Genomic DNA, 17,044 nt, shown 5'->3' on the forward strand with positions numbered 1-17,044 from the left:
GCGCCGCTTCGTTGCATCGTCCTCGCGACACAACGGTGCCATTGGCCGCCCACCCGTCTAATTGAACATTTCAGGCCGCAAGTCGCTCACCTCGATGATCACGTCGGCGGGCAGGTTCGCCCGGCGTGCCGCAGCGCGGATGGCTTCGGCGTTGGGCGCCTCGTACAGGCAATAAGTTTTCTTCCTGTCCGCGCTGAGAAACGAAAAGAGCCACTCGACGCCCTCCTCGTCGTTGATCCGTTTCACGACACCCGCACTTTCGCCGGTGACCTCGAGCTGTTCCGCAAAGTTTCGTTCGATCATAAAACGTGGCATTGGATCCTCCTTGGGTAGTGGCTGCATCGCTGCGCTTCAAACCATGCAGCCGTGCGCTAGTTTCTGAGCCCTGTGCTTGTCCGCGCGCCACCGATGCGCTGCAGGAGAGCGAACATCTTCAGTTCGTTGGCTGCGGTGGCCGCCGCGGCGAGCAGGTCTCGTGCTCGTGCTTTATCTTCGGTGCGATTGCGCACTGCCAGCATCAGCGCGAATTCGTGCCGGCTATGCGCCAACCAGGGTGACGCTCGCAAGCGCTCATCCATGTGCAGCGCGTACTCGAAATGCTCTTCGGCGGCGGACCAATCGCCAAGAGCGCTGGCGAGCATGCCGAGATACCGTGCCGCCGCTCCGCAGCACAACGTAAAAACAGGAACGGTGACGACCTGATCACGGAACGGCAGGAGAAGGGCATAAACCCGTTCGGCGTGCCTGATGTCTCGGAGCCGCGCAGCAACTTCCGCCAGATACGTCAACGTGACGAGCCGCTTGCTATCTACCGGGATGCTGGATTCGGATTCCGCAAGCCGATTGAGATTGTCACGGGCCTGCGCCTCGAAGCCGAGATCGCTGCAGATCAACATGAGCCCGGGCCGCCACGCAGCGTCTTCGGAATGCTCGTCGACGAACCTCTTGAAGAGCGGCGCCACCTCGGCGAGCCGGCCTTGTTCGCGGCGTATGGTGAACATCTGCATGCCGTAGACGCCCGTTGCGAGTTTCGCGTCGACGCTCTGCGCCATCTGCAACGAATCTCGCGCCTTGTGCTCCGCCACGACGAAGTCCCCCACTAGTATGGCCTGCATCGCCTGCGCGCCCGTCACACACCACTTGTCGACGAAATGCTGTCCACTGGTGGCGATTTGCCGGTATCTTTCCAGCGCGCTGTCGAAGCGTTCCACCGCGCCGATCTCCAGATAGCCGGCCAGACATCGGGCGCATGCGTGACCTATGGTGTGCGCATCACCGACATCTTCTGCAATCTGGCTCAACTCCTGTAACACGCCTGCACGCTCCGGGAACCTGGCCCGCGGGTAAAGGGCGAGCGCCGATATGCATCATGTCGCACGCCAATGCGTCGAACAAGCTGGGCAGGTCGTTCAGACGTCTCGCCAGAGCGACAGCCTCCTGGACCAGTTCGTCAGTTTGTTCACCTGCACCCGTCATGTGAACGGTGCGGGCCAGTCGACTCAACAGGCGACAGCGCTCGACGGACTCCTCGGTGCCGATCAAGCCGAGCGCCTCTTCCAGCAAGGAGAGCGATGCCTTGCCGGAGCCTTCGAGGAACGTCTCGGCGGTGTCGAACCCCAGCGCCGCCTGCACGAGAAACGACGGGAAGCTCTGCTCGCCGGCAAGCTGCGCCGCCTGCCGGAAGGTCGCTATCGCCTCGCGGCGAGCCAACCGGAGCTCCGCTCCGCCTCTTGTCAGCAGCAGAGGCAGCAGGTGGGCTGCCCGATCCTGGTCACTGTAGGAACAACGGTTCATCAGTTCAAGCCCGCGCTGCACGTGAGCGATAGCCTCGTCGTAGGCTGCGCCGGCCAGCGCCCGTTCGCCAGCGCGCTGCCAGTAGCCGATTGCGCGGTCCGGCAGGTCGGCCGCAGTGAAGTTCTGAGCGATCAATTCGGGTTGCCGGCTGACGATTTCCGGATAATGGTCCTCCAGAGCAGTGGCGATCAGCGCATGGTATTGGCGGCGGCGCGCAAGCAACAGGGATTGGTAGGCGATCTCCTGGATCAACGCGTGCCGGAACAGATACACGTCTTCCTCCGCCGGTTTGCCAGAAGCGGGAAGGATGATTTCGGCTGCGATCAGGCGGTCGAGCGCTAGCTGCAGGTCGTTCTCCGACCTCGATGCAATCAGGCCAAGCAGTTTCCTCCCGAACTCGCGCCCCACTGTGGCCGCGATCTGGGCGGTTTCCTTCACGGCTGGATCGAGCCGGTCGAGCCGCGATAGTAGCGAGCCCTGTAGCGTGTCTGGGATCGCAATCGTCTGCGGTGTTCCTTTTAACTCATAGCTCGTGCCGGCATCCTGCAACAAATCGCCTTGGAGGACGGTCTTCGTGAGCTCCTCGACGAAGAGCGGCACACCGTCCGTTTTGGAGACGATCTGATCGAGCACGAAACGCGGAAGCCGCTTTCCATTAGTCAGCCTTTCGATCATCGCGACGCAATCGCGGCGCGAAAGCCGATCGAGGTTGATCTGTACGAGATGAGGGTAAGTCCATCCCGGTTCGAATTCCGGCCGCGCCGTGAGCAGTAGCAGCAGCGAGGCGGCCACCAGCCGCTCAAGCAGGAGCCGAACGAACTCGAGGGACGACGGATCGATCCAGTGCGCATCCTCGACGATGAGGAGCACCGGCTGAACTCGTGCCGACTTTTCGATGATGGCGACGAGCACATCGAGCGTCCGACGTTTGAAGGAAGGGGATGAGGCATCGATTGCCGGATGGCGCGCGTCCGTCGGAATTCCGAGCAAGGTGGTAAGCACGAGAAACGTCTCGTCGGCATCCAGTCGGAGTCTTGCAATTCCGGCCTCGAGCCGTTCCAGATCTGAAGAGTCGGGCGCGTCGGGACCGAGGCCGAAGGCGCGTCGCAACCAGCGCAATACCGGCCAGAAAGGGCTGTTGCAATAGTAAGGGGAACAGTGCAGCGAAACGACCGCATAGTTCTCTCCACTGATGCCGTCGCCGAATGCCCGCAGCACGCGAGATTTTCCGATACCCGGCTCGCCGATCAATACCACGCAGCGCATTTCGCCGTCGACGCTTTGCTGCCAGCGTTGCCGGATCATGTCGAGTTCCGCGGCCCGGCCGATGAGCGGCGTGATGCCGTAGACCGCCCTGATTTCGAAGCGGTCGATCGCATCCGTTTGGGCCAGCACGCGTTGGACTCGAACCGGACCGGCGATCCCTTTCAGCTCTTGCCAACCGAGGTCTTCGAGCAGGAACGATCCTTCGATCAGGCGTTGGGTGGCCGGGCCTACGACGATCGCGTCCGGCGGAGCGACCGACTGCAGCCTTGCGGCGACGATCGGCGCCTCTCCGACGATCGCCTGACGGTCCCGCGTAGAACCAGCGCCGATCGCGCCGGCGACGACAAGCCCCGTCTCGATCCCGATCCGCATCTGCAGGCGTACGCCGTGCTCGACTTCGATGCGATCGTTGGCCTCTCGAAGGGCCGAAACGACGGCGAGAGCGGAGAGTACCGCGCGCACGGCATCGTCTTCGTGCGCAGTCGGGTAACCGAAGTAAACGAGCAGTCCGTCGCCGATGTAAAGCGCGATGTGACCTTCATGAGCTTCGATCGCGCTTGCACAAGCCTGATGATAACTTCCTAGCAGGCGTCGCATGTCCTCGGGATCGAATCGTTCCGCGAGAGCTGTCGAATCGATGAGGTCGACGAACATCACGGTGAGTTGCCGCCTCTCGGCCTCGACGGCGCCACACGCAGGCGGCGAAGGCGAGTCTCCTCGTCCCTTCACGCGGTCGCGCGATCGCGCGCGGGCTTCGTTCAATGCCGTGAGTCCTTTCGCGAGCCGCTTGCGGTCACCGAGCGTAAGGCCAAGCTCCTTCAAATCGCCCTCGGACAGATCGCCAAGCACATCCCAGTCGATCCCTTGCGATGCGAACTTCGTGGCGTGGCCACCAAGGCCAATCTGCACCAGCCATGTCGTCAGATCGTCCGTCATCGTTAAATCTCTGCTGTGCCGTCGAGGACTATGATCGGCGTGGTATCGCTATTTGTCCATGCACCGGAGAGTGCGGTTGAAGGTTCGCATCCGAGGTTTTGTCGCGGCCAGCTGCGAACCCGATTCCCAATTCGGCGCCGTTGCTGGGGTGGATTGCGCAGCGGATCGAACTCCCAGTCGTACGTCGGCAGCCCTGCGGCGTGGTGCCGCCGTGCCTTGTTTGAAGATGGCTCTAACCATTCCGCTGGAAGCGAGCGCCCGGTCCTTCCCCCGTCGTGCCGGACGCTGCCAGTTTGTTTCTAGCTCCCGCCGAAAAAGATGTCGCATTGTGGGGTCGTGCCGCAGGGTCTTCCACGTTTCACGCCGCCTTGCACTTTCGTATCGGGCATGCCGCCGTATGCCTGTGTCGCCGCACTGGGGGCGACATCCGAAGTCACGGCATTTTGAGGTGCGGCAGGCTGTGTCGTATCTGGCATTCCTTGCGAATGCGCCAGGCCGGCCAAGACAACCAGCCCTGCTGCGGAAGCAATCATCAGTCGTGTTTTCACGTTGGCTCCTGAAATACATTGAGTTTCCAATCGATGTGATTGGTCATTCGCGAACGCCGGAATCGTCGTTCACCTGAGATACTCAGACACGCGTCCTTCAGGTCTGCGGGCGTGATGTCCGAGGCCAAAGTTCTAGGTCGTGAGAAAAAACAGAAGTGCAGTGCGCCGAACGGAGTTCCCGGACGGAAGGTGGCGTGCGAACTGGCAGTGTCGACAAATTTTGTGGACCCTCGACACGTAATAATCGCCCTGCATCTATGTTATAGGGCGTGCGATACCGATGCGGTAGCGACTATTCATGCCGTCCTGCTGGCAGCCGACGTCGACCAATGAAGGGTCCGATGATGTACGGGAGTCGACGGTCTTACCCCGATTGCTGCCGAAAGAAGCACCCCGTTGCCAGAACGCATGTACCCGGAGACGTCGCTATTCCTGCGGGCGCACCATGGTCGTTTCGCCATATAAAGCGCTATCGTATGCAGTCGCTCGTCGCGAGCGGTCCGGGCGACGGCCCGGCCAGCGCAACAACGTACTGCGGCTGCGGCCACCGCTCAACTCCCGCACGATGCTCATTTCGACCATCACGAACTGGAGCCGCCGCAATCGGGGTTTCCATTAAGAACATCGCCGATCAACCGCTCTTCCGGGAATTTCCGGGGCCGTGCGGAGTATCGAAATGTGGCGATGGCGTTGCAGAATCTGTGCGCGAATGGAGCGCTTTCGCGCATCTAGCGAACCTGCGGGACGCCCATTAGCGCCGCCCTGGATGTGACCGTCTAAGTTAACGCCAAACTATGCGGCGAAGCGTCGTCCCATTGCAATAACAGCGGCGTCGCACAACGCTAGGGCTACGCCTAACACATCGGCCCAGGTTGGGGCGACGCCATCGACGGCCCGGAGCCAAGCGGGTGCTGTAGCGATACATATCGCGCCATATGTGGCATAGACCCGACCGCTAGCAGCAGGGTGCAAAGTAAGCAGCCAAACAAAAAGAGAGAGGCTGAGGGCCGCGGGCACCAGAAGCAAAAAACTCCCTCTAGCCGTGAGCCAAAGTAGCGGCAGGTAGCAGAGACACATTTCTCTGTCAGTGACGCCGTTTTCCATCGCATCCAAAGCCGTTGGATACGTGTAGGCTAAGTAAACGGCCGCTTTCGGCAGATCTGAAGGTCCGGTAACGACCCACGCAGCCTTCTGTCTGGAAAGAACATAGACCTCGATAAGGTTCTGCAACGCTACAACCGTTCCGAGTTCCATCACATCTATCCGCGCGCCTTCCTGCGTGAGCAAGGTTTCGCCGACGGCGAAATTAATGTGCTGGGCAACTTTTGTTTTCTAAGTGCAGCCGAAAAAAAATTGGTCGCAAACGGCCGTCAGTATACGTGAACGATTTAGCTGGCGATGCTGAACTTCGCGAACAGACTCTTGCAACGGCCTTTTGCGACGCTGAACAGTTTGATGACAATTACAAGCCGTTCCTAGCGACAAGATGCACGCGGCTCGTCGACTTTGCGAATCAGCTAACAACTTAATGGGATGTCCAACTAACACACTGCCGTTATCGACTTCAAACGATCATGCGACCGGCGCTCGACGAAGTGTCCGTTGAGAGCGGTCCGACAGGAAATCGACGAGCGTGGGTTGTGGCGTAGGCCGTCGCGCGGAGGCTTAGGGGAGGTACCGGTGCATCATCGGAGAATTCGAGGTTGGCGGTGACACGAATGGGCCCACATTATTTGAGAGCAGTCCAATAACATCGGCCATGCACCACATTGAGCGAGAACATCGCAGGGGAATCCGGCAGGCGAAGGTGCGGAGTCCCCTTGAATTTCCAACCCTGATGCTGGTTAAGGACGCCTGGAGGGAGTAATAGCTGAATCGCGCGGATCTTGATGCGCTCCTAGAAGCGCCAGCTCGTCAAGCTGCATCGGCGCTCCTCCCAAGCCGTTAGTGAAAGTCGACTATTATGAATTGCATCCGCAGACGCTCTTTACGTTCCAGTAGATGCACGACAGGACGCGCGATCGTGGGACACCAAACGTACCTTGAGGGGAATAGCCATGCTTGACCTGCACATCCGAAAATGCATGGCACGGCACAACGAACATGACGTCGATACAAGCCCACGCGCGGACGTCAGCGCTCAGCAAGCTGCCCCACGCTGGCTGGTTGCGTTCGCGCTAATCGGAAGCGCGGTCGCGGCAATCGCGATCGCCACTGGCCTGCCAGGCACCGGACTTGCGATTTACCTGATGCTGACACTGCCGTTCGTGTTCTTCGCCTGACCGAGCGTAATGCGCAGCGCCGCTTTCCCGAGCGGCGCAAAACGTGGGGTAAGACCGGGTAGCCGGCGAGTCGTCCGATGAAGAAAACGGCACGCCGATGATCCGTGGCAGCAGCCCCGTGAGGCCGACCGCACCAAATATCAGAAGGCCTTGAGTATTGAACGCCCGTTAACTGTTATCTCGGCGCGCTCTTCGTCTTCGGGTCTTCGGGCGGCGTGGCCGACGAACACCGCGTCGGCCACGTCCATCGGAACTCGTCGGGTAGCTATGGCGACACCTACTCGATACTCGTCGATAGGCACGTCGATAGCCGCAGCGGAAATGCCGCCCGCTGTCCACCCAATCGAGCTTAGGCCGAGAATCCGCCAACGATCTCATCCCTCGAATGTCCGCTGCGCTCCGAGACGCACCGCACAGTTCGCAGGACGATGACTGTCTGCACCGGGGTCGACTGCTGCCGGATGCAGTCGGGGCGGCGACGGCCGATCTCGTCGGTTCAGCGTCGGTCCAAGTTCGGCCACAACCCGTCATTTGCCATCGCATTCGGCCGGCCGCTGGAACGACCGGTGCGCCCCAGACAGCTGCCGTTTGCAAAAGTGAATCATAGCGCTGTCACGTTGCGCCTGATGCCGTTCAGGTTTTCATCGAACGAGAGTTCTCGGCGTCAAGCTTCGTCGAACCGGAGCTATACAATTTTGCGGACGTCTCCAGACAGGGCTCTTGCAGAGACGCGTAACACCGACTGGGAGAGGTCCGATGCATATAGAGCGCCGAGCCACGCCAGATCGTCTGGGTTTTTAATGAGGCCATGGATTACGGGACGCACCTGTATTAACAGATCCGGCTGTTCCGGTCATTTAAATGAGCGTGTGAGAAGAGAAAAGCCGATCACACCAGCAGGGTGACGCCTGCCCAGGCGATCAGCACAACGCCCAGCACGCGGCCGACAAGCTCACCGCCGGGCAGGATTTTTTCCACGAAAACAATTAGCGATAGCGCGGCGATCCAGATGAGATTCATGATGCCGCCAACGAACAACAACGCCATCAAAAGCCAACAGCAGCCCACGCAGTAATTGCCATGACGCATCCCCAGCAGGAAGCTGCCTGCGACGCCAGGACGCCAGTGAGCGGTGAGGAAATTCACTGGTGAACGGCACTGCATCAGGCAGGCGCGCTTGAGCGGCGAGAACTGATAGACGCCTGCCGCAGCCAGAACGATCGCGGAGAGGGACGCGCTCTTAGACCACAACATCATTTCCGAAATGAGGCCGGTCGGTTGTAGCACCTTCTGCAGCGATGCCGCGCAGATCGAGAATGCCAGCCATGCGGTCAGGTAACCGCCCAGGAGAAACAACGAGGGGATGGTCGACTTGGCCTCGATCGCGGCATGGTGCCGCGATACGCGTCGATACAACAGGACGAGCGGCGCTGCGCTGGGCGTCATCATCGCGATCATCATCACCCACCACATAAGGATCACGGTGGGCAGCGACGGATCCATTCCCCCGCCGCCGTCTGCCAATCGATGAGGAAACAGCGCGACGGCCGTCATCTCGAGTGCGGACATGCCGATCCCGGCGCCCGTCCACAAGTACGCCCACGACAACGCGACAACAGCGACCATGCCGAGCGCGGTGGTGACGCGCTCACGTCGGAGGATACTTTCGACGCTGCTCATGCGGCAGCGCGATGCCGGATCGGTCCTTTGTTATTCAAGTGCAGTCGTGCGAACTGCGCATAAGTCCCCTTGAAATCCAGTGCGATGTTTCCTTGCGAGCGGCTGGTGCCGGAGCCGATTTCGGCAAGTTCGTATTCGAAGCCGTGCGGCAAATCGATTCGAACGCGATGCTCGTCGCCCGTTACCGGATTGCGGATCGGCTCGCCGACAAGGTCGAATACGCCCTCGACATGAATCCGGCCGCGTCTGGTATCCACATCGACATCGAAGTTGATCTTCGTAAAGATCGGATCGAATGCCTGCTCGAGGGTCGACGCGAATACGGAGAACATTGTGGCGAACGGCTCAGTGTCCTGCCCCGTCATGATTTTCAGAATGGCTTCGCGCTGCTCCGGGCTGGCCCGTTCGTCGACGATCGGCTGGCACTTGCCCCTGCCTTCGTGGATCGGCCCCGGCCATTGAAACACGACCGCGATGTTGATGTCGTCGAGTCGCACGTCGCCGTAGTAACCGTTGCTGATCGAGATGGCGCCCATCGCTTCGCAGAAGCCGTTGTTCGGCAGTGCGTTGAATTGACACGGGCAACCGTATGAGCAATTGCAGTTGATCAGTTCGGTGCCTTGGATTTCCCAGGGAGTCATGGTTGTGCTCCTTGTGTTCCGCGACGATTAGCGTGCTTCGAATCTAGTGTATGGCAGGGGGGAGGGAAGTCAAAGTTTGGGTTCACTGGGCGCACGGGCGATTATGATCGGCGTTACATATGATGCTTAAGGCGCAGGAGCCAGCGGTCAGAACGGCCGCTACCTGATCCCAAATCTGCCATCGACCTTGAGTATGTCATCAGGCAACTACGGTCGCGTGCTGCCGACCGCCGAAGTTACCAAGGCCCAGCGGTGTCTGGCGCGTGCATGGGGCCGTGCCCCGGCAGAACGAGTCGTCGTTAGTCAACGAATGGCGCGGCGAAATCGGCGCGAGCCGCGCGTCTCGCGCACAGGCTTAGCGCGCGTGCGGGCGCCCTCACCGCCGATGCGCCGCCGCCTCAGCCGCGGTATCGTGGTACTCAGTAAACTTCGTGATCTTTCCGTTTTCGACTGTGAACACGTGCGCCCACTCATCCTCGTACGTGCTCCCGGTCGTATGGACATGCCAGCGCTGCATGCCGAGCACCACGACTCTGTCGCCGCTGGCGATGAACTCGAGCGGCTCGAACAGTTCCGCGGTTTGCGTCTACGCAAGGGTCCCCAAGAACGCCGCGACCTCCTGCGGCCCATGTCTTCTGCCGACGAACGGAATGATGTCCGTCGGCCCCGGTATGAACCAGTCGACGTTTTCGGAGAGCGTCTGCAGGACGCCGTCGATATCGGCCCTGCCGAACGCCGCGTATGCCTGCTGCACCAGTTGCACGTTGCTTTGCTCGCTCATCGCCCCTCCCGTCATCGCCGGTTCGCGGCCTCGCGCTGCGGAGTTCGGGCCGCAGACAATTCATCATGGTCGAAGCGCCGGGCTACACCGTTAGATTCGCGGGAGATCGAGCGACCATCAACGTTGATTCGATATGAGCAATCCGAGACTCCGCTATCCCGTCGCCACGATTACATGCGCCTGAATTTTGCCGGCCAGCGGGCCTTCGCCATGGCGGTTGGCAATCGCCTCCGTCGCTCGGTCTGTAGCCAGCTGAAGCAAGCCGGCGTCGCGCGCCTCGATTTCGTTACGCAGCGGCGTTCCCAGACAATAAGCGGTGGCGGCGTCGCGTGCCGAGGTCGCGCAACTCACCTTCTCGCGTGTCTCGATCTCGATGTCGGCGAACCCTGCACGGCTCAACTCCTCTCGGATCAGTGCGATATCGTGATAGCCATGCGGCGTGCGGGCGAGGAATCTCGGCGGGTCGTGCGGAAACACCGTGGCGACGGCGTTGGTGACGTCGTCGGCAAAGGCGTTCTCTTCCATGCGGTCCCAGACATTGAAGACAAAGCGGCCGCCCGGCCTCAGCATGCGATGCGCCTCGACGTAGCCGACGACCCGGTTGGGAAAAAACATCGCGCCGAACTGGCAGCAAACGACGTCGAACGAGGCATCTTCGAACGGCAGATCCAGCGCGTCTGCCTGCTTCCATTCGATACGGTTGTCGGCCCCCTGCCTGGTGGCGGCATAGTCGAGCATGGGCTGATTGAGGTCGGTCACCACGTAGCGCGCGCCGGCGCAGAGTTTTGGAGCAAGGGCCCGCGTGACTACGCCGCTGCCGGCCGCCGTTTCAAGCACCGAACGGGGCGAGTAGGCCGCGATAAGCTCCGCCAGATCGGCGGCATAGGCCTCGAAAATCAGCGGGACCATCAGCGTGTCATAGAACTTTGGGATCGAGCCCGCAAACGCCTTATCGCACTCAGTCATGATATCCCCCTGAAAGCTCATAGTGGCGCCCTTGACCATCCATTCCCGAGCGCACCAAGCCACCGCAACGAGTCCCCAGCCTGGTCGGGCATTGGTGACCATCTGCCATGGTGGCCCCGCATGCCAGCCTCGTCAACGTCGACGGCGACCGACGATGGAACTGTTCGTGGGAAGGCTCCCGCGCGAGGCGTGGCGGACATCTGAAAAAACCGTTAAGTAGCGCCTTATCAATGAGGGCTGTACAAATGGCGCTGGGACTAACGGATCCCCAGTAAAGTGCCACATCCCTTGGTCGCCTCAGTATCCATAACGGGGCTGCGTCCACTCCAGGGTTCTCTCCCGCTCGAAATCCGTGGCAACTGGCGCGTAAGATTGGTGCATTAGCCACTCCCATCACACCGATTTGCCGAGGAGACGCATAGATGCGACTTGCTGACTTCATCTCGCGGGACATGGAACGGATTCTGGCGCAGTGGGAAGCATTCGCAGCTACGCTCCTGCCAGCGGCGGAAAATTTGGGGTCGCTGGCCTTACGCAACCACGCACAACAGATCCTGCAAGCTGTGGCGAAGGATCTGCAGACCTCGCAAACCAGGGAGGTGCAACGCGAAAAATCGATGGGGCAAGCCCCAGAGCCGATGGAGGCGACCGAAACTGCTGCCGAGACTCACGCTGTCCTAAGAGCACAGGCCGGCTTTAACATTAATCAGCTCGCCGCTGAATACCGTGCACTGCGAGCGAGCGTGCTTCGCCTTTGGATGGACGATTGCGCACCCGAGGCGCCAGATCTGGACGACATGATGCGCTTCAACGAAGCGATCGACCAGGCACTTGCCGAATCTGTCTCCTTTTTCAGTGGACACGTTGAACAAAGCCGAAACCTCTTCTTCGGCATGCTGGGCCACGATATGCGCAGCCCGCTTCAGGCGATACAGGTGACTGCGTCCTACCTGTCGGCGCTGAAGGCCAGTGAGAAGGTGTCGGACGCTGCGGCCCGTCTCATACGAAGCGGAGCCCGAATGCAAGCGCTGCTTGATGACCTGAGCGATTTCAGCCGAACCAGACTGGGTCTCGGCATCAACGTGACGCGCACCAATATCAATCTGGCGGACATCGTGACGGACGAGCTGGACGAGTTGCGCGCAGTTCATTCAGACCGGCAGATTGACTTCCATGTGAGTGGCGATTCGCAGGGAGTCTGGGACGCAAAGCGTCTGCAACAACTGCTCCAGAACCTGGTACTCAACGCCATCAAGTACGGCGGACAGGATACGCCAGTACGCGTGGAGGTGACCGGCTACTCAACCCGTGTCTGCATCGATGTTAGAAACCGCGGACCTGCCATTGAACCTGCAACACTCGGCTGCATGTTCAATCCCTTAGCGCGGGGGCCCGACCATCAAAGCAAATCCGACAAGGGAGAAAGCCTCGGGTTAGGCCTGTATATCGCCAACGAAATCGCCAAGGCCCATCACGGTTCGATCGAAGCGCGATCCAACGAAAGGGAAACTTGCTTTTCCGTGTCGCTCCCGCGCGAATGAGATCGCAACGGGGGCGTTGATGGGTCATTGCAGAGGAGTTCGAACCGCGCCATACGGGTGTCGCGGTCACCTGTCGCGCTGAAAGCGGTCATGCATCTAGCGAGGTCTGAAAGTCCGCTTGGGGTCGGGCCAGCGTCAACCCGCTCTTCAGTTTCATCGCCGGAAAGCGGCCAGTGGAATCTCGCGGCCCGTGAGCGGACAGTCGTCAGTGCGTACTTCCGACCCGCAACGGCCTTCCAACTTTCCGCACAACTGACGTTCGATCTCTTGATGCTCGTGGTCTTTCTATCGCAAGCTTCTCTCGGCGTCGTAACCGCGGAACGAACCGACCGACTAGCAGAGGCGCGAATTCGAAGGCGAGATTCCTCCACTCCAAGCGACTGCGTTTTCCGACATTCAATTCTTGTTGCCTGTGATCGGCTGGTCGCTCGATCCAAGCAGCGAGAGCGGGTCTTCTGGATCGGAGGCGCGCAATCGCCTGTCCCACAAGGCTGGAGACCCTCAGGCGAGCGTGGCCAGTTGCCAGCCAGACAGCAAGGCGAGCACCCGCCACGCGGCAAACAGCGTGATGATCAGTGCCCCCGCGAGCGCCAGGCGAGTGCGGATCATTTCCAGCACCTGCCTGCGAGCGACGCTACGACTGCACACTGCCCGGTTGATGCCGAGGCTTGCCAGACCAATCGTCAATACCGTTAACGACACCCCCGCAGCCATAGCGAACGCCGACAATACTCCCACCATGAACATGCCGTTGGCGAGCGCAGCAATCAGTACAAAGATCGCGCCGACACATGGTCGCAGGCCCACCGCCAGCCCCGTCATAACAATCTGCCGCGCGATCCAAAGGTTCCCGGCCTTCTCGTCCACGCGCGTCCAGTTGGGCACTCGCCGGCTCGGCAGCGAGCTTGCACCAAGGTAACGGCCGTGCTGACTGTCGTTATTGTCACGCCTGATCATAAACAAGCCCGCGCGGCGTTTAGGGATGAGCGTGATGCGCGCCTCGTCGCAGCAGTCGCGACGCGTGACGATTGACCAGACAGTTACGAGGCCGACGCAGAGAAGTGAAGCATAGCTGACGAGATCAAGCGTCGCCGCTTGCGTTAGCACGCCGCCTAGTCCCTCATGCGCGAGCCACGCCGCACTGCCGACAAGGCAAATCGCCGAGATCGCCTGCACGCAGGCGCTCCATACACTTAGCGCAATGGCATGTCCAACGCGAGCGCGATGTGACATCAGATACGTGCTCACGACCATCTTGCCATGTCCCGGTCCGAGCGCATGCAGGACGCCGTATGCGAACGATAGCAGCATGAGGGTCCACGCGGCCAGCACGCTCGCGCCATTGCGCTGCGCGGCGAGTTGGTCCTGAAGCTGTGCGTTCAGGCGGCCCTGGAGAGTGACGCCTGCTGCAATCGCACGTCGCACCGGCTCCAGCATCTCGACGCGCGGCTCAGCGCCATTCTCCGGCGCCGGCGCCTGCACAGCGCCTGACGCCCCTGACGATGTCCTTCCGAAGACATCGACCGCCTGAGCCCCTGCGGTCTGCGCGGCAGTGATCATGAGGAACACGAGCGCAAACGCGCTACGGCGAATACTGTAGCGCCCGGAAGGGATCAACATGAGAGCCTCGTGGAAAGCGGGAAAATGGCGCCGCCAAATATAGTGTGAACCTTGTCTTCGAACTGTTGGGCGGTGCAGCTCTCTTCCGCTGTCGCATCGAAGACGACGGGCGCCCCGCTTTTGGACGGCGCCTGAAAATCGACGAAGAAGGTTTCGTCCCATATGCCGAGTTGCACCTGCGCGAGCTTCACGTCGACCTTATCCGCGAGAGGCAGCACAAACGTGTAGATAATCCGGCCACCTTCGATGGAGACGGCGAACTCGCGGACCTCCCCGAAATGGACAGCCTTGCCGTCGACAAAGACATGCGTAAAGTAGTCGGCCCCCTTCAGCGAATCAAACGCCTGCTGCCTGAAGATGCGGATGTACTTCGGACCGAGCGGTCCAGATTTCGGAATACCCGTCAGGTCGCCGACAATTGATACCGGAAACCCCTGCGAGAAGGTCCATTTCTCCTGCACAGCGCCCAATGTAGAGCCATCCATCCGCGCAACGCTCGCATAGGTGATCCACACATGTGGGTGAGCGGCGAGCGGCGCTGCGGCAACCGCGCAGCACGCAGCGGCAACGGCATGGACCAAAGGGAGGACGCGCTCATGGAGCGAGCGGGTAACACGATTTCGCATGGACATCCGTCGGAACGCTACATGTCATTGAATTGGACGTCGATTGTCGGCGATGTAGGCAACGCCGTCGAGTGTCGCTTTCTGGCCGGTCACTGCCCGACGCCTACGCCTGCACCCGACCCTTCCCGGACAGCCACCTTCTGCGCGCGCATCGCCGCATTACCCGTAGAACGGGCATTCGGGGCTACGGAACAAAGCGCTCTATGGGAATCGGCGTAGCGCCTAGCGCTATTTCCACGGTCTTGACTAATCTTGCCGCGTTGAATGGTTTACGCACAAAGCCTGCAGCGCCTGACGCAAGAGCCTTGTCGCGAACGGTGGGATCGTCGTGCGCAGTGATGAAGATGATGGGCACGCGAGTCGGGGCAAGGCGGCACTGGAGCTCCAGCCCGTTGATCCCTGGCATCTGGAAGTCCATGATCACGCACGCGGGCCGATAGGCAGCTGTCGACGAAAGCGTATCCAGAAACTCCTCTCCGGTGGAGAACGTCTCTGCCTTTATCCCGACGGAAAGCAGCAAACGCTTGATGGCGCGGCAAACTGATTTGTCGTCGTCGATTACCACAACGATTTGTTCGACATTGATCATATAAAGACGCGGTCCCGTCCGGTGAGCAGACCTATGTAACTTCAGCCTAACAGGGGGTGCGGTGACGTGCCATAGGGCTTTGCGCCTGTTAACTTCCACAGACTGCCGTTGATATCATCATCGTTTCGGCGAAGGAAAGCACATGGCAAAACCGATACTCGATGATGAGTTGTGGGCACTCATTGAACCATTGTTGCCTATACATAAACCCCGTCGTTCGCAGTATCCGGGACGCAAACCGCTCGATGATCGGGCCGTGCTCACCGGCATCTTGTTCATCCTGCACACCGGTCTGCGTTGGCACCTGCTGCCGCGCGAGATGGGCTGCGGCAGCGGCATGAGCTGCTGGCGCCGTCTACGAGACTGGCAGGCCGCCGGCGTCTGGGACCGGCTGCAGGAAGTGCTGCTCGCGGAGCTACCCGAGGCGGACAGGTTCGACTGGTCCCGGGTCGTTGTCAATTCCTCCTCTTTCCGCGCGGTGGATGGAGGTTAAAAACGGGACCGAATCGCACCGACCGCGCGCGAGCTGGTTGAAAGCAAGAACTCGTTACCGACGCGCAGGGCATCCCGCTCGTGGCAATGCTCACCCGCACTAAGCCTGGGCCACCTTCCTCGCCAATTACTTGTGCTTGAACGCGTCACTGGCTGCCGTCGCAACTTGCATTGCCGCTTACTCGGTGTAGGCACTCGCGAGCAAAGTAGCGGCGGCCCGCGGTGACAGTTGTGTCGGTACCGTGACAGTAAAGGGCTGACTGTTCCGATCTCATGCGCGATGATCGGCATGAGGTGACAGAGCTTGTGCGTACGAAGCGCACTGCGCTTTCATGCAGTTGAATGTCGCGGGGAAGTCCTAGAACCCGCGAGACACGCCTCGAATTCGATTACACGGACGTTACGGTGAGCAGGCATTTCGATGTGGGTTGCGGGCGACCTCCGTTAGTCTCGTGCCGCTTTCAGACTTGAGCGACGATGAGCGACTGTCCATTGTCGCCTCGGAAAGCCGCCGTACACGCAGTCCCTGGAATGACCGAAAGTGGGTCTAAGCCGACGGTGGCAGATCAGGAACGTGCGGCCTGTACGGGTCTCTTTGCCGACATTCGCGACTACATGTCCGCGAACGTCAGCCTTCGATATCGACGAATGAGTCCTCTCGACCCTCAACCAACCTTCGATTCTGTCGATATACAAGGAAGAAAGCCCCTATAATTATTCTTGTTATTTCTTTTTCACTAACGGACGCAACTGCCGTTTAAAATATTAGTCATCCCTACTTCCAAATTTCGATCGGAGTGGAAATTGTTCGGGCCAAATCCAATTCGTCAAGACAACAAGAAAAGCGCCTAATCCGGATAAAAAAAGCGCTCCGCTTATTAACAGCCTTGCATTACGAAGGGAGAACGTGCGCACATCTGGAAACGGTTGGGACGGGATATAGTGAGATAGAACCAGCTTTACGGATCCGAGGACACTCCCGATAAGCGCGAGCGCGCACGTCAGGTAGAGCCACGTTATGAATCGCTTCGACATGGTCGCTTTTCCTTTGTTGAGTTGCTGGCAGGCAAGATCAGTTTTTGCCCGACGGAAGTTATCCAGTTAGCTATCTCAGTCGCGATTGCACCTACAAGTGGCTCTGCCCTCGCCAGCCATGTCCCCAACGTAATCACCAAGGTGCTTGTTCCCGTATTTGTCACTGCGTTAGTCACGGCCGTCACTCGATCGGGGGAGGTAACGCTCATTGGCGGTTTCATAAGCATATCGCTTGCGATTGTCCGCC

15 protein-coding genes and 1 pseudogene are annotated in these 17,044 nt (G+C 59.9%); 3 read left to right on the forward strand and 13 right to left on the reverse strand.

Features of this window, described 5'->3' with window-relative positions:
- Positions 1–57: 57 nt before the first annotated feature.
- The 5 genes from ABIE53_RS05075 to ABIE53_RS05095 form a co-directional block, all read right to left on the reverse strand.
- The gene (locus tag ABIE53_RS05075) at positions 58–342 is read right to left on the reverse strand and encodes a nickel-binding protein (protein ID WP_376914737.1); all 285 of its coding nucleotides are present in this window, start codon (positions 340–342) and stop codon (positions 58–60) included.
- A gap of 29 nt (positions 343–371) precedes the next feature.
- Positions 372–1,301: a hypothetical protein gene (locus ABIE53_RS05080; protein WP_376914739.1), complete on the reverse strand. Its 930-nt coding sequence runs from the start codon at positions 1,299–1,301 to the stop codon at positions 372–374.
- A complete protein-coding gene (locus ABIE53_RS05085) occupies positions 1,273–3,996 on the reverse strand; it encodes an AAA family ATPase (RefSeq protein ID WP_376914741.1) in 2,724 nt (907 codons plus the stop codon). The genes ABIE53_RS05080 and ABIE53_RS05085 overlap by 29 nt, the downstream gene beginning before the upstream one ends.
- Positions 3,997–4,295: 299 nt before the next feature.
- Positions 4,296–4,544 carry a hypothetical protein gene (locus ABIE53_RS05090; protein ID WP_376914743.1) on the reverse strand — a complete coding sequence of 83 codons (249 nt, stop codon included), beginning with the start codon at positions 4,542–4,544 and terminating at the stop codon, positions 4,296–4,298.
- 792 nt (positions 4,545–5,336) lie between these two features.
- Positions 5,337–5,648 carry a YnfA family protein gene (locus ABIE53_RS05095; protein WP_192700559.1) on the reverse strand — a complete coding sequence of 104 codons (312 nt, stop codon included), beginning with the start codon at positions 5,646–5,648 and terminating at the stop codon, positions 5,337–5,339.
- 980 nt (positions 5,649–6,628) lie between these two features.
- Here ABIE53_RS05095 and ABIE53_RS05100 point away from each other — a divergent pair.
- Positions 6,629–6,826 carry a hypothetical protein gene (locus ABIE53_RS05100; protein ID WP_376914745.1) on the forward strand — a complete coding sequence of 66 codons (198 nt, stop codon included), beginning with the start codon at positions 6,629–6,631 and terminating at the stop codon, positions 6,824–6,826.
- An 888-nt stretch (positions 6,827–7,714) separates the two neighbouring features.
- Here the strand turns inward: ABIE53_RS05100 and ABIE53_RS05105 are convergent.
- The 5 genes from ABIE53_RS05105 to ABIE53_RS05125 form a co-directional block, all read right to left on the reverse strand.
- On the reverse strand, positions 7,715–8,506 hold the full coding sequence (locus ABIE53_RS05105; RefSeq protein WP_192700535.1) for a DUF2182 domain-containing protein: 792 nt from the start codon (positions 8,504–8,506) through the stop codon (positions 7,715–7,717).
- The gene (locus tag ABIE53_RS05110; RefSeq protein WP_192700536.1) at positions 8,503–9,147 is read right to left on the reverse strand and encodes a DUF1326 domain-containing protein; all 645 of its coding nucleotides are present in this window, start codon (positions 9,145–9,147) and stop codon (positions 8,503–8,505) included. Before ABIE53_RS05110 ends, ABIE53_RS05105 begins: the two co-directional genes overlap by 4 nt.
- Positions 9,148–9,523: 376 nt before the next feature.
- On the reverse strand, positions 9,524–9,718 hold the full coding sequence (locus ABIE53_RS05115) for a nuclear transport factor 2 family protein (protein ID WP_376915758.1): 195 nt from the start codon (positions 9,716–9,718) through the stop codon (positions 9,524–9,526).
- A gap of 15 nt (positions 9,719–9,733) precedes the next feature.
- Complete coding sequence (locus ABIE53_RS05120) at positions 9,734–9,928, reverse strand: nuclear transport factor 2 family protein (protein WP_376914747.1); 195 nt, start codon at positions 9,926–9,928, stop codon at positions 9,734–9,736.
- A gap of 153 nt (positions 9,929–10,081) precedes the next feature.
- Entirely contained in the window at positions 10,082–10,894 is an 813-nt protein-coding gene (locus ABIE53_RS05125) for a class I SAM-dependent methyltransferase (protein ID WP_192700537.1), read from the reverse strand.
- Between the two features lie 422 nt (positions 10,895–11,316).
- Here ABIE53_RS05125 and ABIE53_RS05130 point away from each other — a divergent pair, with 422 nt between their 5' ends.
- A complete protein-coding gene (locus ABIE53_RS05130; RefSeq protein WP_192700538.1) occupies positions 11,317–12,435 on the forward strand; it encodes an ATP-binding protein in 1,119 nt (372 codons plus the stop codon).
- 501 nt (positions 12,436–12,936) lie between these two features.
- Here the strand turns inward: ABIE53_RS05130 and ABIE53_RS05135 are convergent.
- From ABIE53_RS05135 to ABIE53_RS05145, 3 genes are all read right to left on the reverse strand, one after another.
- Positions 12,937–14,055 (reverse strand): nickel/cobalt transporter, encoded by a 1,119-nt coding sequence (locus ABIE53_RS05135; RefSeq protein ID WP_192700539.1) that lies wholly within the window; start codon positions 14,053–14,055, stop codon positions 12,937–12,939.
- Positions 14,049–14,681, reverse strand: a complete 633-nt coding sequence (locus ABIE53_RS05140) for a DUF1007 family protein (RefSeq protein WP_192700540.1) — start codon at positions 14,679–14,681, stop codon at positions 14,049–14,051. Before ABIE53_RS05140 ends, ABIE53_RS05135 begins: the two co-directional genes overlap by 7 nt.
- Before the next feature lie 184 nt (positions 14,682–14,865).
- The gene (locus tag ABIE53_RS05145) at positions 14,866–15,270 is read right to left on the reverse strand and encodes a response regulator transcription factor (protein ID WP_192700541.1); all 405 of its coding nucleotides are present in this window, start codon (positions 15,268–15,270) and stop codon (positions 14,866–14,868) included.
- Between the two features lie 142 nt (positions 15,271–15,412).
- Between ABIE53_RS05145 and ABIE53_RS05150 the strand changes: the two are divergent.
- A pseudogene (locus tag ABIE53_RS05150) lies at positions 15,413–15,801 on the forward strand (transposase); the annotation flags it as partial.
- Between the last annotated feature and the right edge of the window lie 1,243 nt (positions 15,802–17,044).

It is taken from the genome of Paraburkholderia sp. OAS925, from assembly GCF_040543975.1.
In the GTDB taxonomy this organism is placed as follows: Bacteria; Pseudomonadota; Gammaproteobacteria; order Burkholderiales; family Burkholderiaceae; genus Paraburkholderia; species Paraburkholderia graminis.